We start from the raw sequence: 16283 nt of genomic DNA, 5'->3' as shown, positions 1-16283 counted from the left end.
CGCTCTGTTGGTTGGCGAGGTTGTTGAGGGAGGCGGCGAGGTCGGGCAGGTAGGCGGCAGGGGCGGCCTGGACGAGGGCGCGGTAGTGGTCGACGGCTTCGGTGGCGGTGTCGAGCGCGGCCCGCCGGTCCCCGGCGTCGGATTGCCGGTTGGCGAGGTTGTTGAGGGACGAGGCGAGGTCGGGCAGGTGGGCGGCGGGGGCGGCCTGGACGAGGGCGCGGTAGTGGTCGACGGCTTCGGTGGCGGTGTCGAGCGCGGCCCGGCGGTTTCCGGCCGCGCTCTGGTGGTTGGCGAGGTTGTTGAGGGAGGCGGCGAGGTCGGGCAGGTGGGCAGCAGGGGCGGCCTGGACGAGGGCGCGGTAGTGGTCGACGGCTTCGGTGGCGGTGTCGAGCGCGGCCCGCCGGTTTCCGGCCGCGCCCTGGTGGTTGGCGAGGTTGTTGAGGGACACGGCGAGGTCGGGCAGGTAGGCGGCGGGGTCGGCCTGGGCCAGGGCGCGGCGGATGGCGACGGCCTCGGTGATGGTCTCGACTGCGCCCTGCCGGTTTCCGGCCGCGCCCTGGTGGACGGCGAGGTTGTTCAGGGATACGGCGAGGTCGGGCAGGTGGGCGGCCGGGGCGGCCTGGACGAGGGTGCGGTAGTGGCCGACGGCTTCGGTGATGGTCTCGAGTGCGGCCCGTCGCTTTCCGTTCGCGTTCTGGTGGTTGGCGAGGTTGTTGAGGGACACGGCGAGGTTGGGGAGGTGGGCGGCGGGGTCGGTTTGGGCGAGCGCGCGGTAGTGGCTGACGGTTTCGGTGGCGGTGTCGAGCGCGGCCCGCCGGTCGCCGGTCGCGTTCTGCTGGATGGCGAGGTTGTTGAGGGAGGAGGCGAGGCTGGGGAGGTGGGCGGCGGGGTCGGCCTGGGCGAGGGCGCGGCGGATGGCGACGGCCTCGGTGATGGTGTCGAGCGCGGCCCGCCGGTCCCCGGTCGCGTTCTGCTGGATGGCGAGGTTGTTCAGGGACACGGCGAGGTCGGGGAGGTGAGCGGCGGGATTGACCCGGGCGAGGGCACGGCGGATGGCGACGGCTTCGGTGATTGTCTCGAGTGCCCCCTGCCGGTTTCCGGCCGCGCCTTGGTGGACGGCGAGGTTGTTGAGGGAGGCGGCGAGGTCGGCGAGGTGGGCGGCCGGGTCGGCTTGGGCGAGAGTGCGGTGGTGGCCGACGGCTTCGGTGGTGGTGTCGAGCGCGGCCCGCCGGTCCCCGGTCGCGTTCTGGTGGACGGCGAGGTTGTTGAGGGACGAGGCGAGGTTGGGGAGGTGGGCGGCCGGATCGGCCTCGGCCAGGGTGCGGCGGATGGCGACGGCCTCGGTGATGGTGTCGAGCGCGCTTTGCCGGTTTCCGACCGCGTTCTGGTGGTTGGCGAGGTTGTTGAGGGAGGAGGCGAGGTTGGGGAGGCGGGTGGCGGGGTCGGCCTGGGCGAGGGCGCGGTGGTGGCCGACGGCTTCGGTGATGGTGTTGAGTGCGGCCCGCCGCTCTCCGGCGCCGGATTGCCGGTTGGCGAGGTTGTTGAGGGAGGCGGCGAGGTCGGGGAGGTGGGCGGTGGGGTCGGCTTGGGTGAGGGTGCGGTAGTGGTCGACGGCTTCGGCGGCGGTCTCGAGCGCGGCCCGCTGCTCCCCGACCGCGTTTTGCCGGTGGCTGACGCGCTGGAGCTGGCTCGCCAGTTCGGCCGGCTCCGTGCCGTCGGTGGTGCGGAGGATCGACAGGCGCCGGAGGTCGGCGCGCAGGCCGAGTCCGGGCAGGCCGATCGTGGTGAAGGGGATCGCGCTGGCGAGGTCGTCGAGCCAGGGCACGGCGGGGTCGCTGTCGATGAGCCGTTCGAGGGCGGCGAGCGCGGTGCCGCCCTGCTCGGCGGCCAGGTGCAGGACGACCCTCCAGCGGTCCGGTGCCGTGCCGAGCCACTGCGTCAGGAGTCCCGTGGCGACGGCCGGTTCGGCCGCGGCCGCGCGGTTGAGCTGGCGCAGCGCCGACAGGAGGCGTTCGCTGTCGAGGTCGTCGAGGACGCGGGGAAGCAGCTCCTCGTCGTGGCGGAGTTCGGTGAGGGTGAGGTGGTCGGCGATGGGGTCGGGGCGCAGGACGAAGGGCTCGCCGGGGCCGGGCTGCAGGCAGGTGGTCAGGGTGGCGCCGATGGTCCTGCGCTCCTGCGGGTCGTCCGAGAGTTCCTCGACCGCGCGGAGCGCGGCCTGGACGTCCCTGGGGGTGGTGGGGGAGCGGAGGGTGAGGCTGGTGACGGCGCGGCTGAGGGTGCCCTCCGGTACGTCCGCGTCCTTGGGCAGGCCGGCGTTCCTCCGGTAGGTCTGCGCCCAGTAGCCGTACTCGTGCGCGAGGACTTCGTCGTAGAGGTCCGCGCGGGTGGCGGGGAGGTGGTCGGGGCCGCGGGAGGCGAGGTAGGCCAGCAGGACGTGGTCGAGCGTGGTCCAGTCGGCCGGTGCCGCCCGGGTCGCCGTCTCCAGGTCGAGGTCGCCGCCGGGGCCGTCCCGGAAGGCTTCGGCGGCCCGGCGGAAGAGCGTGGCGCCGGCGGGGTGGTCCGGTGGCAGGTGCAGGGGGCTGCCCTCGCGGGCGAGGTGCCCGTCGCGCTTGACGGCCCTGCGCAGGTTGGTGAGCCACTGGCCGGTGATGGCGCGGGCGGTCATGACGACGATGGCGGGTGCGGCGCCGCGGTCGGTGCGGCGTCTGAGCACGGCCAGCAGGTCCTGGGCGTCGGCGGTCCGGGCGTCGGCGTAGTCGAGGACGACGAGGGTGGGGGAGACGACGGTGCCCAGCCAGTCCCAGCCGGTGCGGCCGTCGCGCAGGTAGCCGGTGTACCAGCCGCTGTCGGCGGCGAGCCGGTGCGCGAGTTCGAGGGCGAGGCGGGTCTTGCCCGCGCCGCCCGCCCCGTGGACGACGATCATGCCGGTGTGCGGGCCGGCCGCGACCTCGTGGCACCAGTGGGTGAGGATCGTCAGCTCGTCACGGGCCTGGAACGGCACGACCGCGTGCTCGGCCCGCAGCACCTCCAGGGGCCGGCCGCCGCGCCGGTCGAGTTCCACGTACGGGCTGCGCAGCGGGTCGTCCGCGGGACGGTCGGCCGGGGTGTGGGCGTCCTGCTCGCGCCAGGTGCGGTGGACGTCGACGGCGAGGCGCCAGGTCCACTCCAAGGCGTACCGGGCCCCGCTGCGGGCGGCCTCGGCGAAGGTGGCGCCGGTGCCGAGGACCGGCGAGGAGGGCAGCGCCTCGGCGATGCCGACGGGGTCGAGGAGCAGCAGCGGCCGCACCGGCCCGTCCGGGTCGGCCTGGACGAGGTCGGCGAGGTCGTCGGGCCGGGTGGCCCACACGTCCGCGTCGGGCACCTGGGGGTCGTCCGGGTCGGGGTCGTCGATCCGGACGCCGAGGAGGGCGTGGGCGGCGCCTCCTGCCACGGGCGGGTCGAGGACGAGCACGACGGGGCGGAGCCCGGCGTGCAGGCAGGCCCCGGCGAGGACCAGCGCGAGGTCCAGGCAGGTCCCGTGCCGCGGGGACCACAGGACTTCGGCGGGCTGCCGGACGACCTGCCGGCCGGGGTCGTCCGACGGCGCCTCGTGGGAGTAGGTGATCCCCGCGCCGGCCAGGGCCTCGTACACGGTCCGCGCCTGCGCCAGGCGGCTGTCGGCCGGCGGGCCCGGCAGCCCCACCAGGGCCGCGACCGCCTTCGGCTGGACGTACTTGGCCAGCGCGGCGGGTTCGCCCTCCAGGGACCAGCGGGGCCAGGACCCGGTCACGGTCACGGGGCGACCACCGCGATGCCGTCGGTCACGGACAGGTCGCCCGCGCCGGGCACGGCCCGCACGCTCACCTTCAGGTCGTAGCCGCCCGCGGGCTGGCCGGGCAGCTCGGTGGCGTACCCGCCCAGGCCGCCGTCCCAGTCCAGCCGGACCTCCGCGACGGCGGCGCGGGGGCCCTCCGCCGGGCGGAGGGTGGCCCAGACGGAGAGGCGTTCCGGGGCGGCGGTGGCCTCCTCGGGGAGCTCGTCGCCGCACAGCCGCACGCGCAGCGGGACCGCGGCGCCCTGGAGGTGCAGCTCGTCGAGGTCGAGGCCGAGCGCGGCCTCGCGCTCCTCGCCCCGCGCGGCGGTCAGCCGCTGCCGCCCCTCGTACGCCTCGACCAGGCCGGGGACCCAGTCGGCGGAGGCGATGGGGCCGTGGCGGTCGCGGGTGCGCCAGCCGGTGGTGTCGTGGCCGTCCATCTCGACGGGGACGGCGGAGACGGCGGGCACGGTGCCGTCGCCGTGGTCCTCCTCCCAGCCCGCGAGGTCCAGCCAGCCCGGGAGCTCCTTGCTGAACTCCAGCTTCCGGCCGTCCCACACCGCGGAGCCGGGGGTGCGGTGGCTCCAGCCCAGGCGGGGCACCACCTGCGGCTCCGCCCCGGTGCGGGGGATCGCCGCCCACGCGTCCTCGATCTCCCGGTGCACCGCGAAGCCCCGCTCCGCCGACGGGCGCAGGCCGTCGAGCGGCAGGTCGTGGGGGTGGAGGGCGGCGTTCGCGGTGCCGTCCCAGACCATGGGGTAGCGGGGGAGCAGCTCGGCCACCGACGGCCAGCGCGCCAGCAGGTCGCTCACCCGGTCCAGGCGCATCCCCGCGACGCGGACGCCGTCGACCAGGAGGCGCAGGGCCTTGGGGGCGCCGCGGTGGGGGGTGCCGAGGGTGATCAGGGAACGGCACAGCGGCCAGCCCCCGAGCGGACCCAGCCAGTAGCGGGCCACCAGGCCGCCCAGCGAGTGCGCCACCACCACGACCCGCCCGGCCCGCTCGGCGGGCGAGAGGTCCTTCAGCCGCTCGTGGACGTCGGCCGCGAGGAGCTCGGCGGCGTGCCGGACGCCGAGGCGGAAGTCGTACGGGAAGAGCACCACGTTCGCCGCCGGGTCGCGCCGTCCGGGGTGCCAGGTGTCGACGACCGTGCCCGGAAGCGCGGCGAGACCGGCGACCAGCCGCTCGTAGCCGGGGACGACGGTCCAGCCCGGCAGCAACCGCTTCGACCGGATCAGTCCGGTCGCCCGCAGCGGCTCGTCCACGGCCAGCCGCCCCGGGTTCGCCAGCAGCCCGGCGATGTCACCGAACCCCGCGTCCCAGACCGCCCGCGGCCCGGAGCCGCGGCTGCCCGGCCGTTCCAGCACGCTGCCCCCGATACCCGGCAGCACGTACACCAGATGCCTGCGCCCCATGGTCCGCACCCTCCCCGGACGGCGGGCGGAACCCCGACGGCCACCGCCCCGCCACCCTTTGCTACCAGCGACGGGCGGGCAGACGCGGAAGTTCCGGAAAAGATACGCACCGCCCGGCCCGCCCGCCCCGCCTGCCGTCCGGCGCCGCTCACCCGTCCGGTCCGCCGGGGTCGCCGCCCGGGCGGGGCGCCGGAAAAGTGGCGGAGAACGCCCGGCGGAGACCGCGCAGCACAGCCGGGCGGTGCGGGCCGGAAGGCCGGAGGGCCGGACGGCCGGACGGGGAGCGCGCCGGGCGGTGGGAGGAGGGCGGCGGTGTACGGGCGACCGGAGCAGGTCGATCGGGGCGAGCCCCTGCGCCGCACCGTCGAGCGGCTGCGCGCGGAGCAGCGCCGCGTCCGGCCCGCCGAGCCGCCGGGACCGCCGCCGGTCGTCCCGGCGGACGCGCTCGACCCGGCGCTGACCCGGCCGCCGGACCTGGACCTGCACCACCTGCTCGACGCCGTCCCGCAGGCCGCCGTGCTGGCGGAGCCGGTGCCGGGCGCCGACGGGGGCGTCCGCGACCTGGCCGCGGTGATCCTGAACGAGGCCGCCCTCCGGCACCCGTCCCACCCGGGGGCGGCCTACCGGCAGGCCGGCGAGGGGAGCGGCCTCTCGCTGCGCGAGGCGTACCCGGGGCTGTGGACGGCCGCGTTCGCGGACGCCGTCACCGAGGTGCTGCGCACGGGCGCCGCCGCCCGGGCCGTCCCGGTGCGCTGGCGCGCGGTGCTGCCCGACGGCCGCACCGGCCTGCGGCACGAGCGGGTCACCGTGCACCGGCTGGGCCGCCGGCTGCTGCTGGTGTGGCCCGACGACCGCACCGAGCGGATCGCCCGCGCCGCGCAGCGCATCGCCCGGGTCGGCTGGGCCGAGTGGGGGCTGCGCGACGGCCGGCTCGACATCTCGCCCGGCCTCGCCGTCCTGCTCGGCCTGCCGCCGGACACCGCCACCGTCCCGCCGGGCCGGGCGCTGCGCCGGGTCACCGAGACCGCCCGCCCGGCGCTCTACCGGGACCTCGACCGGCTGCTCACCACCGGCGCGGACATCGACGTGCTGACCGAGCTGTACGGGGTCGGCCGGCCGCGCCGGGTCCGGCTGGTGGCCGAGGCGGTGCGGGAGGAGGGCGGCCCGGTGGAGGGCCTGCGGGTGGTGCTGCAGGACGTCACCGAGCTGTGGGAGAGCCGGCGGCGGCTGCGCGAGCAGGAGGAGGAGACCGAGCGGCAGGCCCGCCGCGCCGACACCGAGCACCACGTCGTCCAGCGCCTCCAGGAGGCCCTGCAACCGCACTCCGCCGTCCTCACCGGGCTCGGCGTCAGCACCGCCGTCGCCTACCGCCCGGCCGAGGCCGGAGTCGGCGGCGACTGGTACAAGGTGCGCCAACTCCCGGACGGGCAGGTGCTGCTGGCGGTCGGCGACGCGCGCGGGCACGGTCTGGACGCGGTCGCCCTGATGTCGATGCTGCGGCACGCGCTGGCCGGGCTGGCGTTCACCGGCGCGCTGGTCGAGTCGCTCGGCGGCTGGCTCAACCGGATCGCCTGCGACGAGGGCGACGAGGCCACCGCCACCGCCGTCGTCGCCCGCTACTACCCGCACCGGCGCCTGCTGCGCTGGATCTGCGCCGGCCACCCCCCGCCGGTCCTGCTCCGCGACGGCCGGGCCACCCTGCTGGAGCCCGACACCGGCCCGCCGCTCGGCGTGCTGCCCGAGGTGGCCTACGGCGCGGTGGAGACGCGGGTCCGCCCCGGCGACACCGTGCTGCTGTACACCGACGGCCTGGTCGAGCGCCGCGACCAGGACGTCGACACCCGCCTCGAAGCGCTCCGCGCGGCCGTCGGCGCGCACGCCGACCGGGACCGCGCGACCGACCCCGACCTGCAGCGCCTGGTGGACGCGGTGGTCCGCGAGATGTCCGGGCCGCTCTCCGAGGACGACGCCACCCTGCTGGCGTTCCGCTTCGACCACTGAGCGGGGGCGGACGAGCGCCCGCCCCGCCGGCACCGAGGAGGCGGCGCGGCGGGGCGGGCGGGACCGGCGGAGCGGAGGCCGGCGGAGCGGGCAGCGGGGGTCAGTCGTGCGGGACGACGGCGACCGGCGCCTGCGCGTGGTGGATCACCGCGTGGGCGACCGAGCCGAGCCTGCTGCCCAGGCCCAGGGTGCGCCGGCGGCGGCCGACCACCACCAGGTCGGCCTGCTCGGACGCCTCGACCAGCGCGGCCGCGCCGCCGCCGGTGCGGACGTCCTCCAGGACCAGCGTGCGCGGGTACTTCTCCCGCCAGGGGGCGACCGCCTCGGCGACCATGCCGACCGCCAGCGCGCCCAGCTCCTGCTGCTCGGTCTCCACCGGGATCCACCCCGCGTACCCGTAGGCGGGCGGCAGCTCCCAGCCGTGCACCACCCGGACCCGGGCGCCGCGCAGCCGGGCCGCCTCGAAGGCGAACTCCAGCACCGCGTCGTTCGGCTCCAGCGCGTCCAGGCCGACCGCGACCTCCGGCTCGTGCGACGGCTGCTCCGGGCGGCCCTCGCGGACCAGCACCACCGGCGCCGCCGACCGGCCCGCCACGCCCAGGCTGACCGAGCCGACCAGCAGCCCGCGGAAGCCGCCCAGGCCCCGGGTGCCGATCACCAGCAGCTGCCCCTGCTCGGCGGCCGCCGTCAGCCCGTCGACCGCCGCGTCCGGCACCAGCTCGCCGGTCACCTCCAGGCCCGGGTACGCGGCCCGCAGCTCCTGGGCGACGTCGCCGAGCATGCCCTGCGCGCCGCTCTCCAGGTCGTCGGCCTTCACCAGGTCGTTCGCCTTCCGGCCCAGGTAGGGCCAGGCGTGCAGCAGGCGCAGCGGGGCCTCCCGCCGGCCGGCCTCCCGGGCGGCCCAGTGCGCGGCGGCCCGGCTGCGGACGGACGCGTCTACGGCGGCGAGAACGGGACGAGTCATGACGGTGCCTTCCCTGTGCTTTCCCGAGCGGGCTCCCCGCCGCGGGTTCCCGCGGGCCTCCGTCGCCCGCGTCGCCCGCGTCGCCCGGTGCCGGGGTCGTGGCCCACTCTGCTCCCGCCCGCGCGGGCCCGCCAGGGCCGCCGGACCCGGCGGTCCGGGACGTTGGTCCCGGGTGCGACCCCCGAAGTGGAGTGCGAACGTCCGATCGGGGTCCAAGGCCCCTGCCCGACCCGCCCCCCGGTCCCGCACCATGGAGGTACCGGCCGGACCGGACGCCCGCGAACGTCCCGGCGCGCCGGCCGGACCGAACGACCCACGGGAGGTGACCGAAGTGACCACCGGACACGCCCCGACCCCCGGGACCGCGCTCGCCCGCCGCTTCAGCGACCGCCTCGCCGACCTCGGCCTCACCGAGGCGCAGGCGGCCGCCCGGGCGGGCATGTCGACCGCCTACCTGCGCCGCGTCCTGGAACTCGGACGCGACTTCGACCCGCCCGCGCTGCTCCGCCTGGCCGCCGTCCTCGGCCTGGAGTACGAGGAACTGGTGGCCGGCCGCCCCGCCGAACGGGTGAAGCACCCGGACGGCCCCGCCCTGGCCGGCCCGCCCGTCCTCGGCGAGCTCGGCGTCGCCGAGTGCTGGCGGCGCCTGGGCTCCAACGGCCTCGGCCGGATCGCCCGCACCGGACTCGACGGCCCCGTGGTGCGCCCCGTCGGCTACCTGGTGCACGGCCACAGCGTCCTGTACCGCACCACCGGGGACGGCCCGCTCGCCCCCGGCCCCGGCGGCGACGCCGCCTTCGAGGTCGACCGCGCCGACCGGGACCTGCGCGAGGGCTGGAGCGTGCTGATGGTCGGCCCGCTCGAGTACGTCACCGAACCGGCCCTGCTCGCCGAACTGCCCAGTCCCCCCGCGCACGGCCGCTGGGTCCGGCTCACGCCCGCCACCGTCACCGGACGGAGCATCCGGGCGGGCGGCCGGGCCGCGGCGTAGGAGCGCCCCGGGAGCCCCGCAGCGGGGCCGTCGGAACGGGACCGTCGAAGCGGGGCCGTCGGAGCAGGACCGTCGGAGCAGGACCGTCGAAGCGGGACCGGTCCGGGCGGCGGCGGCACTGGGAGCGCCACCGCCCGGACCGGTCACCGACAGGTGCGGGCGGAGAGGAGTCCGCCACGGCACGTCCGCGCCCCGGCGCCGGACCCGTCGCCTCCCGCCACATCGGGAGAGGTCCGCCGCCCCCTCGGAGCACGGGGGTTCCCTGAACACCGCCCACCGTAGCCGCGCCCCGCCGCCCCCACTTGGCACCCCGTCCACAGGCACTTGGCACTGTGTCCACCGACACTTGGCAGCGGGACCGACCCGAACCGGAGGCGATCGGCCGACGCGGCGATCCGCGGACGGGGACGGCACCGAAGACCGGGGGAAGGAGCAGGGGGGCCGGACGGGAGGAGACGACGTGCGCTGTCTGGTGACCGGAGCGACCGGGTACCTCGGCGGGCGACTGGTGCCCGAACTACTCGCGGACGGGGCCCGGGTGCGCTGCCTGGTGCGCGACCCCGCCCGGCTGCGCGACCACCCCTGGCGGGGCGCCGTGGAGACCGCCACCGGCGACGTCACCCGCCCGGAGACCCTGGACGGGGCCTTCGACGGCGTCGACGTCGCCTACTACCTGGTGCACTCGCTCGGCACCGGCCCCGACTTCGAGACCGTCGACCGGGACGCCGCCCGCGCCTTCGGCCGCGCCGCCGCCCGGGCCGGCGTCCGCCGGATCGTCTACCTCGGCGGCCTCGTCCCGCCCGACCTGCCCGAGGGCGCGCTCTCCCCGCACCTGCGCTCCCGGGTCGCCACCGGCCGGGCCCTGCGCGAAGGCGGCACGCCCGTCACCGAACTGCGCGCCGCCGTGGTGATCGGCTCCGGCTCCGCCTCCTTCGAGATGCTCCGCCACCTCACCGAACGCCTCCCCGTGATGGTCACCCCGCGCTGGGTCGACACCCGGATCCAGCCGATCGCCGTCCGCGACGTGCTGCGCCTGCTGCTCGGCGCCGCCCACCTGCCCGACGACCCCGCCACCGACCGGGTCTTCGACGTCGGCGGCCCCGAGGTGCTCACCTACCGCGCCATGATGCAGCGCTACGCCCGCCTGGCCGGCCTGCGCCGCCGCCTGATCCTCGCCGTCCCCGTCCTCACCCCCACCCTCTCCTCGCACTGGGTCGGCCTGGTCACCCCGGTGCCCGGCGCGCTGGCCCGGCCGCTGGTCGAGTCGCTGCGCCACGAGGTGGTCCGCTCCGAGCACGACCTGGAGCGCTGGATCCCCGACCCGCCCGGCGGCCCGATCGGCTTCGACCGGTCCGTCGAGCTCGCCCTGCGCCGGATCCGCGACGACGAGGTCACCACCCGCTGGTCCTCGGCCTCGCTGCCCGGCGCCCCCAGCGACCCGCTGCCCACCGACCCCGACTGGGCCGGCGGCAGCCTCTACCAGGACGTCCGGGAACGCCGGGTCGACGCCCCGCCCGAAGCGCTGTGGCGGGTCGTCGAGGGCATCGGCGGCGAGCACGGCTGGTACTCCTTCCCGCTCGCCTGGGCCGCCCGCGGCGCGCTCGACCGGCTGGCCGGCGGCGTCGGACTGCGCCGGGGCCGCCGCTCACCCGGACGGCTCAGGGTCGGCGACTCGCTCGACTTCTGGCGCGTCGAGGAGATCGAACCCGGCCGGCTGCTGCGCCTGCGCGCCGAGATGCGACTGCCCGGACTCGCCTGGCTGGAACTCACCGTCACCCCCGACGGCGACGGCTCCTGCTACCGCCAGCGCGCCCTGTTCCACCCGCACGGCCTGGCCGGACAGGCCTACTGGTGGTCGGTCGCCCCCTTCCACGCCGTGGTCTTCGGCGGGATGGCCCGCAACATCGCCGCCCGCGCCGAGGCCGGCTGACCGGCGGGTCCGGGAGGGCCGCCGGGGGGTTGGTTGCGGAGATCCCCCCGGGACGAGATATCTTGACGTCAAGACGTTGCAGACGTGGAAGCTGGAGCTACGGTGACTGACTCGACCATCATCTACACCCACACGGACGAGGCCCCCGCCCTCGCCACGTACTCGTTCCTGCCGGTCGTCCAGGCGTACGCCGCCACCGCCGGTGTGAGCGTGGAGACCCGCGACATCTCGCTGGCCGGTCGGATCATCGCCGTCTTCCCGGAGTACCTCCAGGAGGACCAGCGCATCGCGGACGCCCTCGCCGAGCTCGGCGAACTGGCCAAGACCCCCGGCGCCAACATCATCAAGCTGCCGAACATCTCGGCCTCCGTCCCGCAGCTCAAGGCCGCCGTCGCCGAGCTGCAGGCCCAGGGCTACGCCCTGCCCGACTACCCGGACGACCCGCAGACCGACGAGGAGCGCGACGTCCGCGCCCGCTACGACAAGGTCAAGGGCTCCGCCGTCAACCCGGTGCTGCGCGAGGGCAACTCCGACCGCCGCGCGCCGCTGTCGGTCAAGAACTACGCCAAGACCCACCCGCACCGGATGGGCGCCTGGACGGCCGACTCCAAGACCAACGTCGCCACCATGGGCGTCGACGACTTCGCCTCCACCGAGAAGTCGACCGTGATCGCCGAGGCCGGCGCGCTGCGCATCGAGCTGGTCGGCGAGGACGGCACCGTCACCGTGCTGCGCGAGAAGGTCCCGGTGCTGGCCGGCGAGGTCGTCGACGCCTCCGTGATGCGCGCCGCCGCGCTGAACGAGTTCCTGGCCGCGCAGGTCGCCCGCGCCAAGGCCGAGGGCGTGCTGTTCTCGGTGCACCTCAAGGCCACCATGATGAAGGTCTCCGACCCGATCCTGTTCGGCCACGTGGTCCGCGCCTTCTTCCCGAAGACCTTCGCCGCGTTCGGCGCCGACCTGGCCGCCGCCGGCCTCAACCCGAACAACGGCCTCGGCGGCATCCTGGCCGGCCTGGACAAGCTCGCCAACGGCGCCGAGATCAAGGCCTCCTTCGACGCCGAGATCGCCGACGGCCCGGCCCTGGCCATGGTCGACTCCGACAAGGGCATCACCAACCTGCACGTCCCCAGCGACGTCATCGTGGACGCCTCGATGCCGGCCATGATCCGCACCTCCGGCCACATGTGGGGCCCGGACGGCCAGGAGGCCGACACCCTCGCCGTCCTGCCGGACAGCTCCTACGCGGGCGTCTACCAGGCCGTCATCGACGACTGCCGCGCCCACGGCGCCCTCGACCCGGCCACCATCGGCTCGGTCCCGAACGTCGGCCTGATGGCCCAGGCCGCCGAGGAGTACGGCAGCCACGACAAGACCTTCGAGATCGCCGCCGCCGGCACCGTCCGCCTGGTCGACGCCAACGGCGAGACCGTCCTGGAGCAGGCCGTCGCCCCCGGCGACATCTTCCGCGCCTGCCAGACCAAGGACCTGCCGATCCAGGACTGGGTCAAGCTGGCCGTCACCCGCGCCCGCGCCACCGGCGACCCGGCCGTGTTCTGGCTGGACGCGAACCGCGCCCACGACGCCGTCCTGATCGAGAAGGTCAAGGCGTACCTGCCCGAGCACGACACCGAGGGCCTGGACATCCAGATCCTCTCCCCGGTCGAGGCCACCAAGCTCTCGCTGGAGCGCATCCGGCGGGGCGAGAACACCATCTCGGTCACCGGCAACGTGCTGCGCGACTACCTGACCGACCTGTTCCCGATCCTGGAGCTGGGCACCAGCGCCAAGATGCTGTCGGTCGTCCCGCTGATGGCGGGCGGCGGCCTCTTCGAGACCGGCGCCGGCGGCTCCGCCCCCAAGCACGTCCAGCAGCTGGTCAAGGAGAACTACCTGCGCTGGGACTCGCTCGGCGAGTTCTTCGCGCTGGCCGCCTCCTTCGAGCACCTGGCTACCACCACCGGCAACGCCGGCGCCCAGGTCCTCGCCGACACCCTGGACCGCGCCACCGGCACCTTCCTCAACGAGGACAAGTCGCCCTCGCGCCGCCTCGGCGGCATCGACAACCGCGGCAGCCACTTCTACCTGGCCCTGTACTGGGCCCAGGAGCTGGCCGCCCAGACCGAGGACGCCGCGCTCGCCGCCGCGTTCGCCCCGCTCGCCCGGACCCTGGGCGAGCAGGAGCAGGTCATCGTCGACGAGCTGATCGCCGTTCAGGGCCAGCCCGCCGAGCTTGGCGGCTACTACCAGCCCGACCCGGCCAAGGCCGCGGCCGTGATGCGCCCGTCGAAGACCCTCAACGACGCGCTCGGCTCGCTCGCCTGACGACCGGTCGGCAGCCGCTGACGCCGCCGTCGGCCACCCCCTCCCGGGGCGGCCGACGGCGGCGTTCCGCGTTTCCGGGCCCCGGGGCGGGGGGTGGCGTTCCGGGAGGGCGGGGCGGGGTGGCGTTCCGGGCCGGCGGGGCGGGGGCGCACTACAGTGCACCGTATGCCGACCCCCCCGTTCATCCTGGAACTGCGCGAGCACATCGGCCACGGCCCGCTGTGGCTGTCCGGCATCACCGCGGTGGTGGTCGAGGACGGCCGGATCCTGCTCAACCAGCGCTCCGACAACGGGCGTTGGGCCCTGCTGCACGGGATCGTCGAGCCCGGCGAGCAGCCCGCCGACACCGTGGTCCGCGAAGTCCGGGAGGAGACCGGCGTCACCGTCCGCCCCGAGCGGATCACCAGCGTCCTCAGCCTGCCCGCCTTCGCCTGCGCCAACGGCGACCGGGTGCAGTACCTGGACATCGCCTTCCGCTGCCGCCCGCTGGCCGGCGAGGCCGTGGTCAACGACGACGAGTCGCTCGCCGTCGCCTGGTGGCCGCTCGACGCGCTCCCGCCGCTGACCCCCAACGACACGCTGCTGCTGGAGAAGGCGCTCGCCGACCAGCCGTCGCCCTGGTTCGCCCTCGGCTGAGCGCCACCCGGAACCACCGCACGGTGCGGGCGAGTCGGGAGAGCGAGGAGGCTGACATGACATTCCCGCCGACCCGGCTGCCCGGGCGCGGCCCCGGCTGGTACCGGGGCGACCTGCACGTACACTCCGTCCACTCCGACGGCCGGCTCACCCCCGCCGAACTGGCCGCCGCGGCCCGCGCCGCCGGCCTCGACTTCCTGGCCGCCACCGAACACGACACGCCGATGGCGCCCGGGAGTTGGGCCGCCGTGGGCGGCGACGACCTGCTGGTCCTGCTCGGCGAGGAGGCCACCACCGACACCGGCCACTGGCTGGCGCTCGGCCTGCGCCCCGGCCAAGTCGCCGGCCGGACGCACCGGGTGGGCGATCCGGGGTTCGCCGAGGCACTGCGCGCAGTGCGCGCCGCGGGCGGCCTGTGCGTCGCCGCGCACCCCCACGCACCGTACCCCGGAGGGGAGTTGATGTATCCGCTGGGGTCCTTCGACGCCGTCGAGGTGTGGAACGGCCAGTGGGCCGCCGACCTGCCCTGGCAGGCCGACAACGAGGCCGCGCTCGCCGAGTGGAGCCGCCGCCTCGGCGCCGCCACCCGCACCGGCGACGGGAGTTGGCAGCCCGCCGTCGGCAGCAGTGACACCCACCTGCCCGGCCAGCTCGGCACCCCGCAGACCGTCGTGCACGCCGAGGAGCTGAGCGTCTCCGCCGTCCTCGCCGCCGTCCGGGCCGGACGCAGCTGGATCGCCGAATCCGCCGCCGTCCGGCTGGAGTTCACCGCCGAAGCGGCCGGCCGCCGCGCCGGCATCGGCGAACGCCTCCGCACCGGCGGCGCCCCCGCCGAACTGACCCTGCGGCTCTCCGGCGTCCCCGACGGCAGCACCGTGCACTTCCGCACCGAACGCGGCCGGGCCCACCAGGCCCCGGCCGACGACTTGCTGCGCTGGGAGGCGCACGCCGGACGGGACGGCTTCGTCCGGGTCGAGGTCCGCCGTCCGGACGGGCGGCCGGCGGCGCTGACCAACCCGATCCTGCTGCGCTGACCGTCCCCTGACGCCTGACGCCTGACGCCTGACGCCTGACGCCTGACATCTGACGCCTGTCGCTGGCCCGCCGGGGCGGGGAGGTGTCAGGATCCCCGGATGGACATCCGTCGCGCCACGCGGACCGAGGCGGTCAACGCCGCCGGACACCTCTTCGACACGCTCCCCGGGCGGGAGGCCACCGAGCGGTTCCTGGCGGACGAGCGCCACCACCTCCTGATCGCCTACGTGGACGACGCCCCGGCGGGGATCGTCACCGGTGTCGAGATGACCCATCCCGACAAGGGGACCGAGATGTTCCTGTACGAGCTGGGCGTGGACGAGCCGTTCCGCGGGCGTGGCGTCGGCCGGGCCCTGGTGTCGGCGCTCGCGGACTTGGCACGTGAACGGGGCTGCTACGGCCTGTGGACGGTCACGGACGAGGAGAACGCGGCGGCGCTGGCGACGTACCGTCGCGCCGGTGGCGTCCCGGAAACGGGACAGGTGGTGCTCGGCTGGTCGTTCGACCAGCGCTAGGCCGGCGCTAGGCCGGCGCGGCGGCCTCCCCGCACCGGACGCCGGGTCGCCGCCCTGGCAGCCGGGTCACCGGTCCGGGTGGCGGACGCCGAACCACTGCTCGGCGTCGAACTCCTCGAAGCGCTCCAGCTCGGTGAAACCGAGGCGCTCGGCGAGCCGGACGGAGGCGGTGTTGGCGGTCTGGGTGCAGAGCACGACGGGCTCGCCGGGCAGGACGGCGGCCAGCCAGTCGAGGGCGGCGGCGCAGGCTTCGGTGGCGTAGCCGCGGCCCCAGGCCCGGGGCAGGAACAGGTAGCCGAGCTCGCGTTCGCCGCCTTCGGGGCGGAGACGGCCGGGGCGGTCGGCGGCGCGCCGGTCGAGCGTGACCACGCCGATCATCTCCCCGTCCAGGTCGACCACCAGCAGGCCCGGGCGGCCCGGCGGGACCTCGGGGAGCCGCCGTTCGAACTCCTCGCGCGGGCGCGGGCCGCCGATGTAGGTGCCGACCTCGGGAGAGGTGAACAGCTCGACGATCGCCGCCCGGTCACCGGCCACGGGCTCGCGCAGCAGCAGCCGGGCGGTCCGGATCGGGGCGGGGGGCCAGGGCAGGGGCGCGGTCGAGGGTTCGATCATGCGTGCCAACGTATCGTGCACGCTCGACGCCCCGTCAAGGAGCGCGGTCGGGAAGGGCCGTCGGGAGGC

10 protein-coding genes and 1 pseudogene are annotated in these 16283 nt (G+C 76.0%); 7 read left to right on the top strand and 4 right to left on the bottom strand.

Annotation, left to right across the window (positions count from 1 at the left end; translation table 11 throughout):
• Positions 1-3775 (bottom strand): annotated as a pseudogene (locus ACZ3J7_RS15445) (hypothetical protein); the annotation flags it as partial.
• Positions 3772-5208, bottom strand: a complete 1437-nt coding sequence (locus ACZ3J7_RS15440; RefSeq protein WP_465620834.1) for an esterase/lipase family protein — start codon at positions 5206-5208, stop codon at positions 3772-3774. The gene ACZ3J7_RS15440 and the pseudogene ACZ3J7_RS15445, both read right to left, overlap by 4 nt.
• A 312-nt stretch (positions 5209-5520) precedes the next feature.
• Here ACZ3J7_RS15440 and ACZ3J7_RS15435 point away from each other — a divergent pair, with 312 nt between their 5' ends.
• Entirely contained in the window at positions 5521-7209 is a 1689-nt protein-coding gene (locus ACZ3J7_RS15435; protein ID WP_465620832.1) for a PP2C family protein-serine/threonine phosphatase, read from the top strand.
• 100 nt (positions 7210-7309) lie between these two features.
• On the opposite strand, the gene ACZ3J7_RS15430 is transcribed toward ACZ3J7_RS15435, so the two are convergent.
• On the bottom strand, positions 7310-8173 hold the full coding sequence (locus tag ACZ3J7_RS15430; protein ID WP_465620830.1) for a universal stress protein: 864 nt from the start codon (positions 8171-8173) through the stop codon (positions 7310-7312).
• A gap of 331 nt (positions 8174-8504) precedes the next feature.
• Between ACZ3J7_RS15430 and ACZ3J7_RS15425 the strand changes: the two genes are divergently transcribed.
• The 6 genes from ACZ3J7_RS15425 to ACZ3J7_RS15400 all read left to right on the top strand — a co-directional run bounded on the left by ACZ3J7_RS15425 (position 8505) and on the right by ACZ3J7_RS15400 (position 15602).
• Entirely contained in the window at positions 8505-9164 is a 660-nt protein-coding gene (locus ACZ3J7_RS15425; protein WP_465620828.1) for a pyridoxamine 5'-phosphate oxidase family protein, read from the top strand.
• Positions 9165-9624: 460 nt separating this feature from the next.
• Positions 9625-11094, top strand: a complete 1470-nt coding sequence (locus tag ACZ3J7_RS15420; RefSeq protein ID WP_465620826.1) for an SDR family oxidoreductase — start codon at positions 9625-9627, stop codon at positions 11092-11094.
• A gap of 102 nt (positions 11095-11196) precedes the next feature.
• Positions 11197-13416, top strand: coding sequence for an NADP-dependent isocitrate dehydrogenase (locus tag ACZ3J7_RS15415; RefSeq protein WP_465620824.1), 2220 nt, complete (start codon positions 11197-11199; stop codon positions 13414-13416).
• A 165-nt stretch (positions 13417-13581) separates the two neighbouring features.
• Positions 13582-14052, top strand: a complete 471-nt coding sequence (locus ACZ3J7_RS15410) for an NUDIX hydrolase (protein WP_465620822.1) — start codon at positions 13582-13584, stop codon at positions 14050-14052.
• A gap of 56 nt (positions 14053-14108) precedes the next feature.
• A complete protein-coding gene (locus ACZ3J7_RS15405) occupies positions 14109-15086 on the top strand; it encodes a CehA/McbA family metallohydrolase (RefSeq protein ID WP_465620820.1) in 978 nt (325 codons plus the stop codon).
• A 99-nt stretch (positions 15087-15185) separates the two neighbouring features.
• The gene (locus ACZ3J7_RS15400; protein ID WP_465620817.1) at positions 15186-15602 is read left to right on the top strand and encodes a GNAT family N-acetyltransferase; all 417 of its coding nucleotides are present in this window, start codon (positions 15186-15188) and stop codon (positions 15600-15602) included.
• Between the two features lie 66 nt (positions 15603-15668).
• Here the strand turns inward: ACZ3J7_RS15400 and ACZ3J7_RS15395 are convergent, their stop codons facing one another.
• Positions 15669-16214, bottom strand: a complete 546-nt coding sequence (locus tag ACZ3J7_RS15395) for a GNAT family N-acetyltransferase (RefSeq protein ID WP_465620815.1) — start codon at positions 16212-16214, stop codon at positions 15669-15671.
• Between the last annotated feature and the right edge of the window lie 69 nt (positions 16215-16283).

This window comes from Kitasatospora sp. NPDC015121 (genome assembly GCF_055562955.1).
This window is presented reverse-complemented; position numbering and strand designations above follow the sequence as displayed.